Origin of the sequence: Lutimonas halocynthiae, from assembly GCF_030409835.1 — a bacterium.
In the GTDB taxonomy this organism is placed as follows: Bacteria; Bacteroidota; Bacteroidia; order Flavobacteriales; family Flavobacteriaceae; genus Lutimonas; species Lutimonas halocynthiae.
Map to the genome: position 1 here is coordinate 127306 of NZ_JAUFQO010000005.1, position 21788 is coordinate 149093.

General features: G+C 35.2%; 21 protein-coding genes. 20 read left to right on the forward strand and 1 reads right to left on the reverse strand.

Features of this window, described 5'->3' with window-relative positions:
* Positions 1-28: 28 nt before the first annotated feature.
* The 14 genes from QWY87_RS11220 to QWY87_RS11285 all read left to right on the forward strand — a co-directional run bounded on the left by QWY87_RS11220 (position 29) and on the right by QWY87_RS11285 (position 14652).
* On the forward strand, positions 29-619 hold the full coding sequence (locus QWY87_RS11220) for a class I SAM-dependent methyltransferase (protein ID WP_290291190.1): 591 nt from the start codon (positions 29-31) through the stop codon (positions 617-619).
* A 93-nt stretch (positions 620-712) separates the two neighbouring features.
* Positions 713-2563, forward strand: coding sequence for a DUF4139 domain-containing protein (locus tag QWY87_RS11225; protein WP_290291191.1), 1851 nt, complete (start codon positions 713-715; stop codon positions 2561-2563).
* A 144-nt stretch (positions 2564-2707) separates the two neighbouring features.
* Complete coding sequence (locus QWY87_RS11230; protein ID WP_290291192.1) at positions 2708-3457, forward strand: energy transducer TonB; 750 nt, start codon at positions 2708-2710, stop codon at positions 3455-3457.
* A 444-nt stretch (positions 3458-3901) separates the two neighbouring features.
* On the forward strand, positions 3902-4642 hold the full coding sequence (locus tag QWY87_RS11235) for a sulfite exporter TauE/SafE family protein (RefSeq protein ID WP_290291193.1): 741 nt from the start codon (positions 3902-3904) through the stop codon (positions 4640-4642).
* Between the two features lie 96 nt (positions 4643-4738).
* Positions 4739-6436, forward strand: coding sequence for a tetratricopeptide repeat protein (locus QWY87_RS11240; protein ID WP_290291194.1), 1698 nt, complete (start codon positions 4739-4741; stop codon positions 6434-6436).
* Between the two features lie 12 nt (positions 6437-6448).
* A complete protein-coding gene (locus QWY87_RS11245; protein ID WP_290291195.1) occupies positions 6449-7093 on the forward strand; it encodes an SCO family protein in 645 nt (214 codons plus the stop codon).
* Positions 7094-7179: 86 nt separating this feature from the next.
* Positions 7180-8136: an alpha/beta fold hydrolase gene (locus tag QWY87_RS11250; protein WP_290291196.1), complete on the forward strand. Its 957-nt coding sequence runs from the start codon at positions 7180-7182 to the stop codon at positions 8134-8136.
* 6 nt (positions 8137-8142) lie between these two features.
* Positions 8143-9129: an adenosine deaminase gene (gene add, locus QWY87_RS11255; RefSeq protein ID WP_290291197.1), complete on the forward strand. Its 987-nt coding sequence runs from the start codon at positions 8143-8145 to the stop codon at positions 9127-9129.
* A 67-nt stretch (positions 9130-9196) separates the two neighbouring features.
* On the forward strand, positions 9197-10120 hold the full coding sequence (locus tag QWY87_RS11260) for a DUF302 domain-containing protein (RefSeq protein ID WP_290291199.1): 924 nt from the start codon (positions 9197-9199) through the stop codon (positions 10118-10120).
* 10 nt (positions 10121-10130) lie between these two features.
* On the forward strand, positions 10131-10766 hold the full coding sequence (locus QWY87_RS11265; protein WP_290291200.1) for a metal-dependent hydrolase: 636 nt from the start codon (positions 10131-10133) through the stop codon (positions 10764-10766).
* Positions 10767-10770: 4 nt separating this feature from the next.
* Complete coding sequence (locus QWY87_RS11270; protein ID WP_290291202.1) at positions 10771-11118, forward strand: VOC family protein; 348 nt, start codon at positions 10771-10773, stop codon at positions 11116-11118.
* A gap of 74 nt (positions 11119-11192) precedes the next feature.
* Positions 11193-12233, forward strand: a complete 1041-nt coding sequence (locus QWY87_RS11275) for a DUF1254 domain-containing protein (protein ID WP_290291203.1) — start codon at positions 11193-11195, stop codon at positions 12231-12233.
* A 27-nt stretch (positions 12234-12260) separates the two neighbouring features.
* Positions 12261-13202, forward strand: a complete 942-nt coding sequence (locus QWY87_RS11280; RefSeq protein WP_290291205.1) for an aldo/keto reductase — start codon at positions 12261-12263, stop codon at positions 13200-13202.
* 121 nt (positions 13203-13323) lie between these two features.
* Positions 13324-14652, forward strand: coding sequence for an APC family permease (locus tag QWY87_RS11285; protein WP_290291207.1), 1329 nt, complete (start codon positions 13324-13326; stop codon positions 14650-14652).
* Positions 14653-14677: 25 nt separating this feature from the next.
* Here QWY87_RS11285 and QWY87_RS11290 read toward each other — a convergent pair whose 3' ends face one another.
* The gene (locus QWY87_RS11290) at positions 14678-15202 is read right to left on the reverse strand and encodes a cytochrome P460 family protein (RefSeq protein WP_290291209.1); all 525 of its coding nucleotides are present in this window, start codon (positions 15200-15202) and stop codon (positions 14678-14680) included.
* Between the two features lie 368 nt (positions 15203-15570).
* On the opposite strand from QWY87_RS11290, the gene QWY87_RS11295 reads away from it, so the two are divergent.
* From QWY87_RS11295 to QWY87_RS11320, 6 genes are all read left to right on the forward strand, one after another.
* Entirely contained in the window at positions 15571-17409 is a 1839-nt protein-coding gene (locus QWY87_RS11295) for a potassium channel family protein (protein ID WP_290291211.1), read from the forward strand.
* 33 nt (positions 17410-17442) lie between these two features.
* Entirely contained in the window at positions 17443-17682 is a 240-nt protein-coding gene (locus QWY87_RS11300) for a DUF1059 domain-containing protein (RefSeq protein WP_290291213.1), read from the forward strand.
* Between the two features lie 27 nt (positions 17683-17709).
* Positions 17710-18837: a Gfo/Idh/MocA family protein gene (locus QWY87_RS11305; RefSeq protein ID WP_290291215.1), complete on the forward strand. Its 1128-nt coding sequence runs from the start codon at positions 17710-17712 to the stop codon at positions 18835-18837.
* Positions 18838-18965: 128 nt separating this feature from the next.
* Positions 18966-19256: a hypothetical protein gene (locus tag QWY87_RS11310; RefSeq protein ID WP_290291217.1), complete on the forward strand. Its 291-nt coding sequence runs from the start codon at positions 18966-18968 to the stop codon at positions 19254-19256.
* A gap of 64 nt (positions 19257-19320) precedes the next feature.
* Positions 19321-21060, forward strand: a complete 1740-nt coding sequence (locus QWY87_RS11315) for an amidohydrolase family protein (RefSeq protein WP_290291218.1) — start codon at positions 19321-19323, stop codon at positions 21058-21060.
* A gap of 43 nt (positions 21061-21103) precedes the next feature.
* On the forward strand, positions 21104-21766 hold the full coding sequence (locus tag QWY87_RS11320; RefSeq protein ID WP_290291220.1) for a TMEM175 family protein: 663 nt from the start codon (positions 21104-21106) through the stop codon (positions 21764-21766).
* Positions 21767-21788 lie beyond the last annotated feature (22 nt).

The window sequence follows — 21788 nt, forward strand, 5'->3', positions numbered from 1 at the left end:
GATAAGCAGTTGAATTGGCATTTAGAAAATGACAAAAAAATATTATAAAACCAAAGAGTCAGTTGAAGAATACATCAGCTTAGCAAAGGATGTAAATGGAGCTGAGCTGATTGAAAAACTGAAAGATTTCTTGCCATCCGAATCGAGCTTACTTGAAATTGGGACAGGACCTGGAACAGACTGGAACATCTTAAAAGATGATTATGAGGTAGTGGGTTCAGATAATTCACCGGAATTTCTAAAACACCTCAATGCGAACCACCCTAACGGAACCTTTCTTGAATTGGATGCGATTACGCTCAAAACCAATCAAAATTTTGATGGAATCTATTCTAATAAAGTAATGCATCACCTAAAAGACAGCGAACTTGTAGAGGCTGTAAAAAGGCAAAATGACGTTTTAAATCCTCATGGAATCATTTGCCATTCTTTTTGGAGAGGAGAAGGTTCAGAAATTTTTAAAGGTCTGTTTGTCAACTATCACACAGAGCAATCGTTAAAGCATTTCTTTGCGGAACAATTTGAAATTCTCATGATTGAATTTTATGATGAATTTGAAGAGGCAGATTCTCTTTTATTAATTGCTAAGAAAAGAGAAGTATCAGAAATTAAATACTAAACTCCTCTGTTAGTTAATGAATATTTTGTAGCATATTATGCTACTATTCTTATATTAGACATTGAAAAAAGATAAAGATTCAACAAAATAACTATGAAAAAAATTGCATTTATTATTTTATGCTTAAGCTTTAGCGTTTCATTTTCGCAAAAGATAAATGAACAAGCATATGAAACAGAAATTAGCGAAGTCACTGTATTTATAAAAGGAGCGCAAATAGTCAGAAAGAAGGCTGTTGTGTTGAATAAGGGTAAAACAATTTTAAAATTTACAAATCTTTCTCCCTTTATAAATGCAAAAAGTGTTCAGGTAAAAGCAAATGGCAATGTTACCGTTTTATCAGTTAATCACCAGCAAAATTTTATTGATAAATTGGAAAAAGACAAGGAGTTAGAGAAACTGGAATTGGAGTTTAAGACTATTAAAAAACGAATTGAATTAGAAAAAACACATCTCGATATTCTCAATGAAGAATTATCCTTCCTAAAAGAAAATAGAAGTATTGGAGGTAAGAACCAGGAATTAAGTGTTTCGAACCTAAAAGAAGCCTCTAGCTTTTATAGCAGTAAACTCACCGAATTAAAGCTAAAAGAAATTGATAGAAATACCACTTTGTACGAGCTAAGAGAAAAGGAATTTGATCTCCAGAATCAAATTAAATCGATGACAAGTCAAAGGAATTATGCCAATGGAGAAGTTCTGGTTAAGATTGAAAGTGAGGAGCAATCAAAGACTGATTTTGAAATTTCATATTTGGTTTCAAATGCCGGATGGTTGCCATCATATGATATCAGAGCAAAAAACATCAATGAGCCAATAGAACTAATTTACAAGGCCAACGTAAAGCAGGATACAAAAATTGATTGGAAGAATGTGAAGTTGAGTCTTTCATCTGCAGACCCTAATTTATCGGGTGTGGCTCCATCATTAAAAACCTATTACTTAAATTACCATACAGCACCCCCCAAGTATAAAGGTGAGATCAATCAGGTGGAAGGAATCGTTTCAGATGCAGAAGGTCCATTGCCAGGAGTTGTGGTTCTCGTTAAAGGAACAACCATAGGAACTACTACAGATTTTGATGGTAAATATACTTTAACAATGCCTGAAACTTCCAGCCAGCTTGAATTTACTTTTATTGGATTTAAGAGCAAAACTATAAATGTAAACAGTTCAAGACATGATGTGGTTTTAGCGTATGATGAACAAACCTTGGACGAAGTTGTTGTGACATCTCTAGGAATCTCAAGGAAAAAAAAATCAATGGGTTATGCTACTCAAAAAGTAAACGAGGATGACTATGATAATTCTATTCCTTTAGTTCAAGTGGAAAACCAGACGAGTATCAATTTTGAGATTGATGTGCCTTATTCCATTATGTCTGATAACAAGAGTTATGCTGTTGATATGGCGAAATACAAACTTGCTGCTGATTATCAGTATTATAGCGTCCCGAAAATTCAAAAACAAGCATTTTTAATTGCCAGTATTAATAACTGGGAGCAATATAATTTATTAGAAGGTGAGGCGAATATCTTTTTTGAGAATACTTATGTAGGCAAGACTTTACTTGATGTAAGGTTTACTTCAGATAGTTTGCAAATATCACTTGGTCGGGATAAAAATGTAATTGTGGATAGAAAAAAGATATCTAATTATGCCTCCAAGAAATTTATGGGAAGTAAGAAAGAAGAAAGTAGAGACTGGGCAATTTCTGTTAAAAATAATAAATCTCAGAGCATAAACATGCTGGTTATAGACCAAATACCCGTGTCAACACTTGATGAAATCAAAGTGGAGGTGCTTGAACTTTCAAAAGGGAAGCATAATTTAAGCAACGGTGAAGTGAAATGGGAATTTGATTTGCAGCCTAAAGAAAACAAAGACATAGATTTAAAATATATTGTCAAGTACCCAAAAAACAAAAGCTTGGTTATTGAATAAAGTTTTTAGAATATGATTTATGCATGGTCTTTATGTCAGTATCAAGCAGTGATTCAAAACATACAGATAATGTATATTTATTATATTTGCCCCTTGAGAATGAACCCTTATATGAATCATAGTAGAGCATAAAACACAAAAAAATTGAAAAAGATAACATTGCTACTCGCCATAGTCATGTGCGCAAACATGACAGGTCAACAACTGAAAAAAAAGAAAAACTCAGCATATTTTTATGAAGAGATATATACCATCGACAAAAGCTCAAAAAAGAAGCAAGGAGATTATTTGAAACTTAGTAAATATTCAGGAGATACCCTGGTAAAAGGCCAATATGAGCAAGATAAGCAGGTTGGGATATGGTCATTTATGGGAGCAGATAATAGTAAATATATATCCTATGATTATAATGAAGAAAAGTTAATTGAGATCATAGACGTAAACTTTAAAGAGGCTTCAGTCCAAGTCAAAAAAGAAGGTAACTTTAAGATGACAAATGTTGATCATCCAGCTGTTTATATAGGTTTCAAAAATGAAATTAAACGGACTATGATAGCGGTACTCAAGCCGCCACCAAGTGTCTATGCTCAAGCAAAACCAGGCGTGGTCATGGTTTCCTTTGATATTAATACCGAAGGAGAAATAGAAGGTTATAAAATGGAGACGTCTTATGATAATAATTTGAATAAAGCTTTGGAGAAAGCTTTTGAAAATATAAAGAAAGGATGGCTCCCTGCATCAATTGGTGGAACTCCGGTAGTTTCAAAAATGCACATGATGTTTAATTTTGATTTTGTTATGGGTGCTATTCCACCCAAAAGCTCAAAACAGCGATCATTGGAAAGGCCTGATTTAATCGTTATTGATATGGTCTATTATGGTGCTGCTCATTAAATGATGACGGGTTATTAATCAACCCTAAATGAAAAACATTATATAGATTAGTCGGCTACTCAGCCATTGTAATAATAGTGATTGTGATGTGCAATGATATAGGACACTTAGGAATAAACCTATAATATTGATCTTAGTTGCGCCAAACTATTTTCGAATCAAATACGCAATTTGATAGAACAGATTTGCTTCAGGACCTGACTTTGAGAGTATTGCACAAAAATGAGGATAATTCATTGGCAGCGATAATACAAAAGCTTAAATTAGTATACCCTTACTGGCCTAAATTCTAATTTCAAGACAATGTGTTCACAGGCCTTAAAGGGAGCATAAATCATTCTAACAATCCGTGAAAATTAAATCAAATGTTAACAAAGGCGAATATCACAAATAATTGATTGCTTTATTTACCAGATGATAAAGAGCTGTATCAAAAAAATATAAATGAATGAGGTCAACTATATTTTTTTACTATTAGCGCTAATAGCTGAAATAATTGGAACTATTGGAGGCTTTGGTTCATCAGTTTTCTTTGTTCCATTGGGTAATTTTTACTTTGATTTCTATTCAGTTTTAGGACTGACTGCACTATTTCATTTGTCAAGTAATTTGAGTAAAATTTTCTTGTTTAAGAAAGGCTTAGACAAGAAGTTATTGTTAAGTATAGGTATCCCTTCTGTAGTTTTTGTGACCATTGGAGGATTCCTCTCCAGCTTTTTGAATACTGACATTTTAGAAATCGTTTTAGGATTATTTTTAATTGGATTCAGTTCATTATTTCTGATCAAAAGAAAAATCACTATTTCACCGAATAAGAAAAACGCCATTATCGGTGGCTCTTTTTCAGGATTTTCAGCTGGTTTACTGGGAACTGGTGGTGCAATAAGAGGCCTGACCATGGCGGCATTCAATTTAGATAAAAGTGTATTTATAGCAACATCTGCCTTTATAGATTTCATGATAGATTTTTCAAGGATGTTTGTTTACTACAATAATGGTTACATACACAAGCACGATCTGAAATACGTTCCTTTTTTATTTATTATTGGTTTACTAGGCTCCTTTATTGGAAAAAAAATACTTGTCTACATACCTCAATCCAAATTTCGGAGGTTATCCTTATTTTTTATTCTTTTTATTGGTGTTGTTACAGTAATTCAGTTGATATTCAGATGGGGAATATAATAAAGAAAGTAAATAAATTTTTGACCAATATGGGGATTAATTGGTTTTCAAAAGTCACTTAATCAATGAGTTATTAAATTTCAGTATCTTTAAAGAATGGAACATTCTAAAAAAGTATTGATTTATTTAGTTGCAATTTTATTCTTTTCACTTTCGGCCTGTAAAAAAGATAAATCCGACCCAACCGAGGCATTGGCATCAATTGATTTACGTCGTGGTGATATTTTGTTGTGCGGAAATCCACAATTTGGCGATGTAAGTTTTGCTTTAGAATGTAAATATGATACAAGAGAGGCTTTTGACTTGGCAATATCCTTGTTGCACTCCTTTGAATATGCAGAAGCTGAAAAAGCATTTGTAAAAGTAATCGATGCTGACCCTGAATGTGCTATGGCCTATTGGGGCGTTGCCATGAGTATTTACCATGAGTTATGGGCTCCTCCAGGTCCGAAGGAATTAGAAAAAGGCTCACAACTTCTTGACATTGCAAAAACATTGCAAAAATCTGAACGTGCTGAGGAGTATCTGGATGCAATTGGTGTTTTTTATAAAGATTGGGAAACCCTTGACCACAAGACCAGAGAGTTATTGTATGAAGAAAAAATGGAACAGGTTTATTTGAACAATAAAGATGATATAGAGGCGGCAGTCTTATATTCCTTGTCTTTAACTTCTTCAGCAGATCCTAATGATATGACCTATGAGAACCAACGAAAATCCGGAGCTATTTTAGAAGCACTTTTCCAGAAATATCCCAACCATCCCGGAATTGCACATTATATTATTCACACCTATGATTATCCTGAAATTGCTTCATTAGGTCTGACAACAGCAAGGAGGTATGCTGAAATAGCGCCTTCTTCTGCACATGCACAACACATGCCATCACATATTTTTACCCGACTCGGGCTTTGGCAAGAGTCGATCGATACCAATCTAAATTCTTCATCGTCAGCGATTTGTTATTCAGAAAGTGTAGAAGAAGAAGGGCATTGGTCTCAAGAAATACACGCCATGGATTACCTTGTTTATGCTTATTTACAGCAAGGAGATAGTGAAAAGGTGAAAGAACAAAACGAATATATGAAGTCGATAAAAACAGCCTTTCCTGTTAATGATTTTGCTGTTGCCTATTCGGCAAATGCCATCCCGGCCAGAATTGCACTTGAGAATAGAAACTGGATTGAGGCAGCCAATTTAGAGAGGCCTGCATTAGAATTTGAATGGGATAATTTTCCATGGGAAGGATCGATTTTGCATTTTGCAAAAGCATTTGGTGCGGTGCGTTCAGGAGATATCGCTTCTGCGGAAAGCGAGCTGGAACTCATCAAAAGTTTCCATCAACAACTGATAGCGATAAACGATGCTCAGTCAATTTATAAGGCGGGTCAAGTAGCAATTGAAATCAAAATAATCGAAGCCTGGACAGCCCTGGCAAAAGGTGATAATGAAGAAGCACTTACTTTAATGAAACTTGCAGCCAGACTGGAAAGTGAAACAACAAAACATCCTGTAACCCCCGGAGAAATATTACCTGCGGATGAATTATTGGGCGATATGCTGCTAGAATTGGATAGGCCAGAGGAAGCATTGGTGGCCTATGAGGTAAATCTTGAGGGTCATCCGAACAGGTTTAATGGCTTGTATGGTGCCGCTATTGCGGCCAAAGAATCGGGTAATGAAGAAAAAGCTGATTTGTATTTTGATCAGCTCCTTCACTTGACTGAAAATTCAAATAGTGACAGGCCAGAATTGAAAGAAGCCAAAGAATTTGTATCGAGAAAAGTAATCTAACAAGTATCATAAATGAGCAATCTAAAAGTATGTTTCATTATTCTATTTGCGCTTGTTTTCATTTCATCAACTTCTTGCAATCAGGCTTCGGAAGAAACGCTACCCATTTATAATCCCTCAGACTTTGATCCAGTTTTAGTCGATAGGAGTCTTCGGGATACAAATAAAAATCACAAGGTTTCTGATTTCTCACTAATCAATCAAAGTGGTGATATTATTACGCAAAAGGTTTATGAGAATAAAATATATGTGGTTGACTTTTTTTTTACGCGCTGTCAAACGATTTGCCCGATTATGACTAATAATATGGCTAAAATCCAAAAGGAATTTATGAATGATTCAGATGTTATGTTACTGTCATTGTCGGTTACTCCGGATATCGATAGTGTCTCTGTATTGCAAAAGTATGCCATGGATAAAGGTGTGATTGCCTCAAAATGGAATATCACTACCGGAGAAAAAAAACACATTTATAACTTAGCGCGTAAAAGCTATTTTGCGGTTGTGGAACAAGGCGATGGAGATTTACAAGACTTTATTCATACTTCTAACTTTGTTTTAGTGGATAAAGACAAGCAAATTCGGGGCCAATATGACGGAACTGACACCGAAGAACTGAAGCGTATTATCGAAGATATTAAAGTCTTAATAAATTGAATGCAGCTGAAGGGCTATTTTGACTATTTTAGTCAATAATTAGAGCATATGTCAACTTTTGATTTATCTCCATAACAGCCATATCTATGAAGAAACGAATCTTATCTTATTCAAGCCTGTTAATTTTATTGTCAATACTCATTTTTTCAGCTTTTACAAGAGAAAGTAAGGCAGACAAGGATATATTCAAAACAGATTTTTCAGATAAAAGCCAGTATCATTTTTTAGAAGTAGGTAATCACGTACAGATGGCCTATCTGGATATCGGAAATAAGAATGACCCAATCGTTCTTCTACTTCACGGTGAGCCTGCTAGTGCCTATTTATACAGGAATATTGCACCGCAAATTGCTGCTAGAGGGTTCAGGGTTATTATACCTGATTTGGTTGGTTTTGGATATTCTGACAAGCCAGAAAATCCTGATGCAATTACGTATTCAAGTCAAACCGAATGGCTGACCAACTTTATTACAAAAATGGAATTGGATGAAATTAATTTATTTGCTCATGATTGGGGCGGTATGATTGGCCTGCGAATCGTAGCAAAACATCAAGATAAATTCAAAAAAGTCGCAGTTTCTTATGCCTATCTTTTTGAAGGGAATGAGATGATTCCAGAAAGTTTTACGGGTTTTAAAAATTATGCCAAGAATGAACCTGCATTTTCGGCCGGAAACATTGTCAATTGGGGAAGCAAGAAAGCATTGCCTGATAGTATAAAAAGAGTATACGATAGTTATTATACTGCTGAAACTGATTACAATGCAGTAAGAAAATTCCCTTCAATGATTCCAACAGAAATAGCGGATGAGGAAGCTGGTTTGAATCGAGAACTGAATAAAAAGCTGGTGTCTTTCGAAAAACCATTCATAACCATTTGGGGGAATCACGAAGATTTGATGTGGAAAGGAAAAGATGTTTTGCTACAAAACAGCATTGCTGGAGCTAAAAACAGAACCCATTATATTTTAGATGCTAGTCATTTTATACAAGAAGATCAAGCGGATGAGCTTAGCCAAATTCTAATCCGTTTTTTTGAATAGATAATGATGGACTATAAAAAACTACCTAAAGTTGAACTTCATTTACACTTAGACTGCTCCTTGAGCTTTGATGTTGTGAGTCAGATCGATCCATCAGTGTCATTTAAAGACTATTCAGCATCCTTTATAGCACCTGCAAAGTGCAAGGATCTGGCCGATTATCTTCATCGAGCCAATAGAGGGGTTGATTTAATGCAAACCAAAGCGCAATTAAGACTTGTAACGTTAGATCTTTTTAAACAACTCAAAGACGATCATGTAATCTATGCAGAAATACGTTTTGCACCCCTGTTACATACTATGAAAGGACTTAGTTCTGCTGAGGTTGTTGAATCTGTTAATCGAGCAACAGAAGAAGGGATAAGAAAATATGGGATTGATGCAAATCTTATACTATGTACTTTGCGACATTACTCTAAGGAGCAAAGTTTGGAAACGGTAAGGCTTGTTGAAGCATACAAAAATACCAATGTAGTCGGGTTTGATATTGCTGCTAATGAAGCAGGGTTTCCAATAGACAATCATATTGAGGCCTTTAAGTATGCTCATGATAAGCATATTCCTTGCACTTCACATGCAGGAGAGGCTAAAGGAGCAGAAAGTGTTTGGGAAACCTTGTTGAATTTTTACCCATCGAGAATTGGCCATGGTGTTAGGAGTGTGGAAGATGAAAAATTGCTTGCTCATTTAAAAGCAAATAAGATTCATTTAGAAGTTTGCCCTACCAGTAATATTCAAACAGATGTTTTTGAAAACATAGAACATCACTCAGCTAATAAATTATTCGAATACGGAGTTTCTATGAGCCTTAATACAGATTCTCGAACCATATCAAATGTCACATTGGCCGATGAATATGCGCTTATGGAGAAAACATTTGACTGGAAAAAGAAGCGCATTAAACATTGTATCATGGAAGCCATCAAACATTCTTTTGCCAGTGACGCTATTAAAGATACATTACGAAATACAATTGAAGCTGCTTACCACTAAAATTGAAACGGTATTGTTTAGAGCAAAAAGGCTTATTTTTATAAAATATAAATTCTAGTTAGATAAGATGATAAGTTACAAAACACTAGTATGGGTATTCTTGCTCATTGTAACAATAGGATGTTCCGATAAGGCTAAAACCAAAGAAGGGGAAGCGCTTTACAAAACGGATGAAGTTACTAATAAAACCATATTAGAAAAAGTAGATGCGCTAAATGGCCAGTTGCATAAAGCCAATAAAGGGATGACTTTGGTTGCCTCATTAGACCACCATAGAATGGCGAAAGAAGTAGGGGTTTATACGCCCCCTGCTATTGCCGGAATTTTTTCAGATCCAAAAACAAACACAGCAATTCTCGCCAAAAGTGACCCGCTTGTAGGTTTGGATTTACCCTTTAAGTATTTATGTTACAGCGAGGCAGATACTTTAAAAACCAGCCTGGCTTATACTTCAGCTGCTTTTATCGCAAAACGACATAATTTAAGTGATGAAACCCTAGCTGAGTTTAATAGTAAACTGAACAAGTCATTAGCATCATTTGATGCTAAGGTTATTTCTACTTCAAATATTGAAGGAGTGGAAGCTGGTTTTGGTATGGTGAAAATTCAGTCTGATTTTGATTTTGAAACGACTGTAGAGAAGTTAAAGACAATTGTAAATGCGCAATCGGATACACGTTGGTTTGGAGAGATTGATTATAAGAGTGAAGCCAAGGCATATGATGTGGAATTAAATCCAAATACATTGTTGCTTTTCGGTGGGCCTACACCTGGTGGTAAGGCTATGATGACATCGCCTAAAATTGGCTTGGATGCCTTTTGTCAAAAACTGTTGGTATATCAAAATGATAAAAAAGAAGTTTGGATTGCATTCAACGATATTGTCGCTTTTGCCGAGCTCTATTACGGTGCATCAACAAAACCGCAAAACATGATCAATAAACGCCTTATTTTGACCTTTACAAAGGCGGTGAAAATAAAAACAGAATAATAAAAACACTATGTTTATAGGGCATTATGCACTTGCTTTTGCAGGAAAAAAATTCGACAGACTTCCATCTCTGGCCATCATGTTTATTGCGGTGCAATTATTGGATTTACTATGGCCGATTTTTGTATTACTTGGAATTGAAACATTTGAAGTCGAAGTGGGTAATACGGCGATGACGCCACTTAACTTTATCTCTTATCCTTATTCACACAGTTTATTTGCTGCAATAATATGGGCTGTTCTTTTCTCAACAGTTTACTTTTTGTTTACTAAGAATAAAAAAGGTTCTGTTTTGTTAGGTCTGCTGGTGTGCAGTCATTGGGTATTAGATTTCTTAACGCACGCACCTGATTTACAACTATCACCTTTCAGCAGTACAAGGGTTGGATTGGGTTTATGGAATTTTCCTGTTGTAGAAATTATTGTTGAGGTAGGCTTATTTGTTACGGGTGTTTATTTGTATTTTAAAACGGTTAGTCCAAAGAGAAAAATTGCTTTTTGGACGCTCATCATATTTTTCTTAGGGATGTATTTCATGAATATTTATGGCCCACCACCTCCATCAATGAACGCTGTTGCCTGGTCTGCAAATGCTATGTGGCTCTTTGTATTATGGGCTTGGTGGATAGAAAAAAAACAAACTTGACACGATGGAACTATTAGACAATCACATTAATTATGTTGAATTCAAGGCGAAAAACCTTGAAAAAGTGAAGCAGTTTTATACAAGATGCTTTAATTGGACTTTTAAAGATTATGGACCAGATTATACAGCCTTTTCGGAAAGCGGGCTGCACGGAGGGTTTGAAAAAACCGAAAACGAGGTTGTTAATGGGGTATTAATAGTTTTGTACCATCGAGATCTAAATTTAATAAAAGACCTTATTGTAGCTTCGGGTGGAAGTATTTCAAAAGACATTTTCTCTTTTCCAGGGGGTCGAAGATTTCATTTTATAGACCCTTCTCAAAATGAATTAGCTGTTTGGTCAGATAAATGATGCTTAAAATTTGAAAAATAGAACATATTCTATAATTAGTAAAGATTAAATAATAAATAAAAGTTAATATCATTATGAATAAAGTGAGTCAATTAGTATCTAGCATTATGATTTGTGGATTGTTGTTTTCTTGTCAAACTTCAAAGAAAGATACTTCAGAAAAACCTATAATTGAGGAGGTAGCAAAGGAGCCTCAGGGAACAATCGTAACACAAGACAATTTTCCACGCGCCTATACAAATATGCGTTTAGCCGCCGTTATTAAAAAATCAGGTGGTGTGAATACATTTTTCGAGATGCCAGTGCCAAGCAGTGTTCCTGAAGAACAGTTTGTTGTTAGGATGAACAGAGACACTTACTATTCAGTATCAGTTATAGACTTGTCAAATGGAGGGGCTTTTGTGAACATACCGAAAACAGATAAGTATGTCTCGTTGCAGATTGTTGACGAGAATCACGAAACACAGCCAATGATCTACGGATCAGGTAGGCACCATATTAATGCTAAAACAAGTCATGCTTTTGTGATCGTTCGTGCTCTTGAAGATGCTGCACGTCGTAATCTTGTAGTTGAGTCACGCAGCGCAAAGCCTTTTGAGGTTAAAAAATGGGATATGAAGTCATTTAAAGAAATTGACGCGGCAGGGAATATTGATTTCAGCGATGGTTATGATCAATCTAAAGCTTTTGGAAATGTTGAGAGTGGTCAAACTCCTTATATGAATTATGTTGGAGCGGCCGGTGGATGGGGTGGTGCCATGGTAGAAGATAATATCTACCAAACCAGTCAATACTTTGAAAATGATGCTTGTTATGAGGTGACTTTTAAAGATCCTAAGGATAAGTCATTTTGGTCGGCAACTGTTTATAATGGTGATGGTCGTATGTTTAATGATATCGCCCATGTTTCCAGCGAAATGAATCCTGTAGCAAATGCAGATGGTACCTATACGTTACATTTTGGTTGTGAAGGAAAGCCTAATAATATTCCTATTTTAGAAGGAAATACTACCGGTAAGTTTAATGTTCTTATCCGCCACTATAATCCTAGCGAACAAGTAAGTAAGGGAGAAGAAGGATACGATCCTTCAATCCTAATTAAGAAGGTAGAATAATTACCATTATGATGACTTTCATCCAAGATGAAATATAATAAATACATAAAGGATTCTCCAGCAGTTTCTGAAATAGGCCTTGGGGCCTGGCAACTTGGAGCAGAATCTGGTTGGCGAAGTCTGTCCGAAAAAGAGGCGATTAAAATGGTTCATGCATCAATTGAACTGGGCGTTAATTTTTTTGATACGGCTCCTAATTATGGATTTGGAACAAGTGAATTAAGACTAGGAAAAGCGCTGAGCGGAATCGACAGAGACACAATTGTTGTGAATACAAAATTTGGTCATACAGATTCAGGAGATACTAATTATCATTCAGATTACATTCGAGAATCTTTAGAGGGCAGCTTAAGAAGACTGGGCTTGGACTATGTTGATTCACTGATTTTTCACAACCCACCGCCTGAGTATCTTGATGGAAATAAAAATGACCATTATGAAATACTCGAAGAGCTTAAGGAAGAAGGAAAAATAAAAGCATATGGCGCATCTTTAGACACTCATGATCAGATGAAGCTTTTTATGGAAACCACAAACTGTGAAGTAATTGAAGCTTTCTTTAATGTTCTTCATCAGGATACAGCAAGAGCATTTGATTTAGCATTAGAAAAAAAGGTAGGTATTATCGCAAAAATTCCGCTTGATTCAGGATGGCTTTCCGGAAAATATGATGCTGACAGTGCATTTAACGATATAAGAAAACGTTGGTCGAAAAATGATATTAAAGTGAGGGCATCTTTAATAGAAAGCTTAAAAAAAATGATTGACGAGGAGCATAACCTGTCGCAAACAGCTATTTCATTTTGTTTGGCTTATGATGCAGTAAGTACTGTTATACCAGGTAATGCTTCAATAAAACAGTTAGAGAATAATATAGACAGCATCACAAAACCAATTTCAAGAGAACTCGCCGAAAAGTTTGAGAATTTTTATCAGCATGAAGTGAAAGAACTGAACCTACCTTGGTAATAAAATTTCATATTAACCGAATGGAATTTTAATGATTGTCTTTCCTTATTTCGAAACATTTATTTTGTATCAGAAGCCATCTTCACATTTTAACTATCTTAGGAGCTAAACCAAACCAAGCATGGCTGATAAGAATAAGGATGAAGGATTAAAACGTGTTGTAGGCGTAACAGGCTTATCGCTGAATATAATAAATGGAACAGTTGGCGCAGGTATTTTCGCTTTACCTGCTATCGTCGGAATAGAGTTAGGAGGGTTTAGCGTATTTGCCTATATCTTTTGCGGGATTATGATGGCTGCCATCATGCTCTGTTACGCAGAAATTGGTACGCGTATAACCACTGCTGGAGGAAGTTATGCCTATGTGCAAGCTGCCTTTGGAGACTATGCAGGCTTTATTGTCAGTTGGCTGGCCGTTTTTGGCTGGAGTATTTTAGGAAGCGCAGCATTAATGAATCTTGTTGCCGATTCACTGGCGGTTATATTTCCGATATTCGAGAATGCATGGATTCGAGGCTTATTATATTTTATACTTTTGGGCTTTTTAGTTGTCACAAATATTCGTGGAGCTAAAGAAGGTGTTGCCTTAATAGAGACGATTACTGTAGTAAAATTATTGCCATTATTAGGTATTATTATCTTCGGATTCAGCCTGATAAATTATGAAAATCTGCATTGGGAAAATTTACCATCCATTTCAACTTTTGGAAACACCACGCTTATTTTATTTTTTGCATTTGCCGGTTTTGAAACGGCATTAGGTGTTAGTGGCGAAATAAAGAATCCTAAACGAACTATACCACTAGGAATTTTATTTGGAGGTGGTCTTGTTCTCGTTTTATATTTACTGTTACAAACTGTAACGCAAGGCATTTTGGGTGCTGAAATAGGAGCGGTTAGAGAAGCGCCTTTAGCGGCAGTTGCAGAAAACATTGTAGGACCAATAGGTGGCACCATTTTATTGGTCGCTGCTGCGATTTCATGTTTTGGGGCAGTTAGTACAGATGTTTTGAATACACCTCGTGTATTATATGCAGGATCTCATGATGGGTTATTTCCAAAATTCTTAAGTAAGATTCACCCAAAATTTGCTACCCCGCATTGGTCCATATTCTGTTTTGCAGGCTTGATTTTTGTTTTTGCGATCTCCGGTGGCTTTGAGCAATTAGCCATATTGGCCAGTGCTGCCATACTATTGATTTATTTGCTCGTGATTTTCGCAACGATTAAATTAAGAATGAAAAAACAAGACAGTTCTGAAAAGACTTTTAAAGCACCTGGAGGGTTGATTTTTCCAATTATTGGTATTGCTTCTATTATTTGGTTGCTTACCAGTCTTAGCGAATGGGAAATCGCGTCAACGCTTATTTTTATTGCGGTTGCCAGTATCGTCTTCTTTGTAATGAAATGGATTAAAAAAAGACATCAAGAATCTAAGCATAGTACATAGAATCAAGCTACTGGGGCAAGGTCAATTATTGTAAAGATTGAAAACTACTAAATTTGTAATCAGTGTCTTTTGCTAAATTATGACATGCAATACATCGGGCAGTACCTTCTGTTGAGCTTTGATAGGTTCCGTTACGTTTTTCAAAACTTGCATAACCCCAGTTTCCCGGATTATTAGAGAATTTACTGCTGTCTTTTATCGAATAATCAATTTGTTGAATTTCATTTGCTTCAATCGCTTCATTAAATTTTGACATTTTTTTTACACTCCAGGCGATGTTTACTAAGATACTTCCTTCAGGAAAATCTTCTTTTTCATATAGCGCTTTATAGGCTTTTTTATTGGCTAGAATATAACGAAGTTCATTATTGTCAGTAACATAATGAGTGGCAACAATTTTATAATTTTTATAATCTTTAATTTCTTTAAAACGAAGCCCATTATCAGGCATAATTAGATCTGGGACGTCAGAGAATAAAGTATAATCATCGTGTTTTTTACAAGATTGGAGTGATGCCATGACCAATAATAGAAGTATGATATTTTTCAAATTGATTTGGATTAAAATTTTATCTAAAATAGGCTTTATTATCGATTACATGCTATATTCAGTCTAGATCATCTTTAGGAATATTGATTCCAACTCACTTTTCGGCTTCCTAAAATGATGTTTTGAAGTAATTCATGAACAATATACCGGTTATAATGATGTGTTGGATGTTACGCGTTGATCAAATGAAAAAGTCTGCAGCGATTTTCTAGCATGAAGCAACAGGCATATTCCGTTTTATTTGTTACTTTAGTTGCTCAACAAGGCAATTAACCATGCGGAATCACTTGATTTCAATTCTGACTATTAATGGGTCATTGAATAAATCTTTAGAGTAGGTAGTTACTGTCTTTATGGATAATAGCTTTATGTTAAAAAAAATATTTCTTTTAGGTTTTCTTTTTAGCTCTTTTTTAAGTTTTTCTCAAGAAACAAAGTTTAATACCTATTCCCATACCGAGTTATTTGAGATGATAGCAGCCGAAAAGGATTCGGTTTTTGAATTAAAAGATGCTATCATCATTTTTGATAGAGAAAAAGATTCAATTTCCGGAACGATCTACAATAAGGAAACCAACCAATCAGATTTTATAAGGACTGACACAATCATTATAAACAAAGCCTTGGATTTTTACAATGTTCATTTTGAACATACAACAGGATACCCGTATATGACAGGAACAATGCATCATATAAAGTTTGTTAAGCCAGTTAGTTTTGTCAACACAAGTACTTTAGTCATAAAAAACAGTGTGTTTCTTGATGAATTTGAAATAAGAAGTCATAAAGAAATTAGCGAAGGGATAGAATGGCTAGACAAAAATTGGGGTATGTTTTCAGGTTTTATTTCTTTTGATAGCGTTACGTTTAAAAAAAGCCCTAATGTGGCTTTTCTTTTAGAGAATCATGAATTTTTCACTGCATTGTCAATTACACATTGTGATTTTTACCCACCTGATATGAGTAATGGATCGCGTATATCAGCTAATCATATAACTTATGCTGATTTTAAAAATAATACTTTTTATGGAAGTGCAAGAATATACATTGGCTATAATAATGTTCAAAATTTAGATATAGGCTATAATAATTTCAAAGAATTTAATCCAAGTATTGTTCTGAAAAATTTTAAGGAATCATATGATGTATCCATCATTGGTAACGAGATAAGTGATAGGGTGCCATTTTCAGTTGATGTTTTAAGCCCAAATTTTGTAATTCCATGGGAGCAATTGAATTCTAAAATTATGTCACCTGAGGGCTATGAATTTTATTTAAGAGGTTTAAATAAAGAGGTGGGAGGTGATGAGTATGATTGGCGTGATTTATCTAGAATTGATTCGCTACAAAAAGATTATTTTGTCAACAAAATATATATTAAACATAAGAACAGTTATAAAAAAGAAATACAGTTGCTTGCTAAATTTCGTGATTTTTATGAAGAGCAACACGATCCGGAGGAAGCCAATATGGTTTATATGGCACTTAAGAATTTGGAGACTGAGCGTTTAAAATTCCTATATAAATCAAACCCGGCTTTCAAAACCTATTTTAAATGGAAAATCAACCAGTTTTTAAAAGTATTTAGTGACTATGGTACCGATCCTTCAAAGGCCATTATTTTTTCTATTTATGTCATCTTGGCTTTTGCTTTTATCTACTTGTTTTTCCCCAATACATGGGATTCTCACGGAAAAAATAGAATTTTAGACAGGTATAAGTTCTTTATTAAATATATGAATAAAAAGGCCGGTATGCATGAAGTGTATATGGATGAGAAGAAGGAAGCACTTTTGGAATATGATGAATTCAAGGCGATGGTGCAGTCATCCGGAAAAACGGTGCCCAAATTCTTTACGATTACCGCACTACCAATTTATAAATGGGCTGTTTCTGGTACAAAACTATCTGTTTCGTTACTTAAAAGAATAGACTTTTTAGAAGGGAATTGGGAGGAGTTACCAGAAAAGAAACGATTTTGGAAAAAAGTACTTTTAATAAGCGCCTTTTGTGTGGTACTTATTTATGATGTTTTTATAAAAATGCTCAATGCATTAATGCTTTCTGTAAACACGTTTACAACTTTGGGTTTCGGTGAAATACCAATCAAAGGACTGCCGAGGTACCTGGCTATTATTCAAGGATTTATAGGCTGGTTTATGTTGACCATATTTAGTGTGTCACTGATTACTCAGTTGCTTAAATAATACAACTCGAATTTAAAATGAATATACAAGATTATGAAAACAATGACCTGTCAACAATTAGGAGGCGCCTGTGATTTGGAGTTCAATGCCGATACTTTTGAAGAAATGGCTGAAATGAGTAAGAAGCATGGAATGGATATGTTTCAAAAGAAAGATGCAGCGCATCTAAAAGCTATGAATGATATGCGGAGTTTGATGAAGACACCTGAGGATATGACCAATTGGTTTGACAAGAAAAGAAAAGAATTTGATGCCTTACCAAATAATAATTAATTAAGACATACTATAAAATTGTACGATATGAATAAAGTGACAAGAAGATCTTTCGTTAAAAATATCGGTTTGGGTGTTGGCTCGGCTGCTATTCTACCAACCTTAGTATCTTTTGAAAATAGTTCTCTGCTGAGTAGCATACCCTACACGGGTAAAAAAATAAATATAGCACTTTGCGGATTAGGGCGATATGCCAACATTCTTGCGGCCGGTCTTCAGGAAACAGAATTTTGTTCTTTGGCTGGGATCATTACTGGGACACCAGAAAAGGCCAAAAACTGGAAGGATAAATATCAAATCCCTGAGGAAAATATCTACAATTATGAAAATTTTGACGAAATCAGTAAAAATAAGGCCATTGATTTGGTCTATGTCGTCTTGCCCAACGGAATGCATAAGGAGTTTACTATAAGAGCTGCAAAAGCAGGAAAACATGTTATTGTAGAAAAACCTATGGCGAATACTGCAGCTGAGTGCAAGCAAATGATAGATGCTTGCAACAAAGCTGGTGTTCAATTGGCAGTAGGCTACAGATTGCACTATGAGCCACATCATCTGGAAATTCAAAGATTGGGTCAGGAAAAAATTTTCGGCCCCGTCAGGCATATTGAAGCTTCTCTTGGGTATAATATAAAAGGAATGCCGGCTGATGATTGGCATTTTAATAAAGCGCTTTCAGGAGGAGGCGTATTAATGAACTTGGGTGTTTATTGCGTACAAATCAATCGTTACGTTTTAGGAGAAGAACCTGTTTCTGTCACGGCACAATTTTCTCCAAAAACCAAGCCCGAACTCTTTTCTGAAGTTGAAGAAAATATTAGCTGGCAACTCAATTTTCCCAGCGGAGCAGTGGGTACTTCAACCGCTGCTTCTAATTGCAGAGCCGATCGTTTTTATGCTGCTGCAGAGCAGGGATTTTTCGAACTATCTCCTGCAATGGGATATGGTCCTTTTAAAGGGAGAACAAGTAAAAAGGAATTTAATTTTCCTGTAATAAATCAACAGGCCATTCAAATGGATGGGATCTCGAAAGTGATTCTGGATGGGAATAAGCTTCCCAATCATATTTCAGGTGAGGAAGGTTTGAAAGACATGCGTATCATTGACGCGATTTACAAAGCTGCGGAAACGGGTAAAAAAATCAACTTAATTTAATATATAAGGAGTTTGGATAATGTTACTGTTTATTTTTGAAAGGTGATGTTTAGATCAATGAATCGGCGAAAAGACAGGGATAGGCTCATTAATAAAAATAATATATCTAGTTCAGTTTAATAGAAATTATGACGGAAGTTGACAAATTAGAATTAATTAAAACCAGTTGGGAATTGCATAGCCAGGTAGAAGCGAGTTACCTAAATCATAAAGCGAGTCGTGGTGATGATGAATGGTTGGAGAAACAACGCTTTTTACTTGCCGATATGGCCTTGCATTTATTGCAAACAGCTATAAAGCCTGGAGATATAAATTTGGAAAGATTGAGAGATAATATTCACGCTGTTTTGACGATTAGCGATGAGTTTTTACCGAAGGCCGAGCTTAAGGAGGCTACAGCTAAACTTTACGAAGATTAAAATTCGAAGACCAATCAATATAGAAATATTAACTTAGTACAATTCAAAATCAACACCAAGCTCCATGACATTTAAATCATTCATTCACTTCACACTTTTTTTATCCTTTTCATCTATTTTTTCACAGACATATATTACTAATGTGACTATTGCTGATGTTGAAAAGCAGAAATTAATCCATAACCAGACAGTTGAAATAACCGATGAAATAATTTCAAATATAAAAGGAACAAAGAAATTTAAAATTCCTGAAAATGCTAGTATAATAGATGGTTCAGGAAAATTTTTATTCCCGGGATTGACGGATGCACATATCCATTTTTTTCAAAGCGGTGGGCTGTATGCCCGTCCTGACGCCATTGATTTACGCAAAGTAATGCCATATCACAAGGAACTTGATTTGGTTCACAATTCAATGGAAACGACCTTAAAAAGATATTTACAAGTTGGGGTAACAAATGTTATAGATGTAGGCGCATCATATAGCTTTCTCAAGCAAAGAGAGAGTTTTAAAAACAATAACCTTGTGCCTTCCATATATATGACCGGCCCATTACTTACTACTTATGAACCTTCGGTTTATGAAGGTCTGGGTGAAGAAGAACCTTTTAGTCTAGTAGAAACTGTTGAAGATGGAATCAAAATGGTTCTAGAGCAACTAGAATATCATCCGGATTTTATTAAGATCTGGTATATCACTTCCAGAGACCCTTTAGAAGTTGAAGCCAGCGCAAGAAAAAACTTACCAGTCATAAAGGCCATTATTGATGAAGCACATAAGCATGATTTGAAAGTAGCTGTGCATGCCACACAAAGAATTACAGCTCAGCTTGCAGTAGAAAATGGATGTGATTATTTGGTACATAGTGTTGATGATGAGATTGTTAAAGATGATTTCGTTGCCTTGTTGAAAAAAAACAATACGATACTTTGTCCGACCTTGCTAGTTCACATTGGTTATAACAGCACATTTAGTCAAGAATTGAAAATCAGCAATTATGATTTACTTAAGGCTGATCCGAAGCAGTTAGGGACCTTATTAGACCTTAATCATCTGTCAGATACTTTATTGGTTAATAATTATAAAAAAGGGGCAAGTTCTGAGCGAAGCAAGGCCCGTTTAAAAAAAACAGACTCTATTAGCATGGCCAACCTTAAAATATTAGCAGATGCAGGTGTTTTAATCGCAACGGGTACAGATGCTGGGAATATAGGAACACTGCATGCTTCATCTTATTTAGCTGAACTGCAGGCAATGAAAAAGAGTGGTTTGTCAAATTGGCAAATATTCCAGGCTTCAACTATTAATGGTGCAAAAGTTTTAGGTAAAGAAAATGAGTTTGGATCAATTACTGTTGGTAAAAAAGCCAATCTATTGTTATTAAATACCAACCCCATAGAGGAAATAAGCCACATCACATCCCTTGATAAAATAATAAATAATGGGGTAGTACTGGAGCCGGATTCTATATTGAAGGAAACACCTTCTGCTCTGGCTCAAAGACAATTAAACGCCTATAATCTTAGAAATATTGATGCGTTTTTAGAACCTTATGCCGATGACGTCGAAGTTTATAATTATCCGAATGATTTAAGATTCAAAGGAAAAGAAACGATGAGAAAAGGCTATTCTAAGATGTTTGACAACACACCTAATTTGCACTGTGAATTAATTGGTAGAATTGTTCAGGGCAATGTTGTTATTGATAAAGAAAGAGTTCGATTTGGAGATAAGGTAATGGAGGCAGTAGCCATTTATCATATTGAAAATAATAAAATAAAAAAGGTCTATTTCATTCAGTAAGGATACCAGCCAGTATTGAATAAAAAAAATAAAAGTGAATAACATGGAAACTGACTCATCAAACAATCTAGAAGTTCAAGAATGGCGGACACGCCTGCGATTTCTGGCAGACATTATTTTTGCCACAGCCATGACGGTTATGGTTCTCAATTTAGATATTCCTGAATTTGGACATATTACAGACGCCAAAGAGCTAACTACTTTTCTGCTGAAGCAATTAAGTAAGATGTGGGTGTTTTTTATAGCTTTTATGGTTATTGCGGTTTATTGGATAAAACACTTAGAACATTTCAGTGTTATTAGAATTGTAAACCAAACATTCATTTGGTTTCAGTTGCTGTTTTTAGTTAGTGTTATGTTGATACCATTTTGGAATTCCTATATAGAGCAGTTTCCTGAGAACATTGCGATTAAAGTATTGTTGAGTATTAATATGGTTTTAGTAGGGGTTTTTTCTTTTTTAAGCTTGAATTATGCTGCCAATCCTAAACATCGAATGTTACAAGAAAATGTTACTGACAACAGTATCAAAGAAGCAAAGAAGCAAATACTCACTGAACCTGTTATAGCTATACTTGCGGCTGGTCTTGCATTTATTAATCCTGTTTTATGGGATGTAGCCTTTATTTTGGTCCCTGTGTTATTTATGGCAAGAAGAAAGCTCGTGAAAGTTAAATATTTCGGATTAATAAAAACGTCTAATTAATAATGGTTTTATACTAAAATGG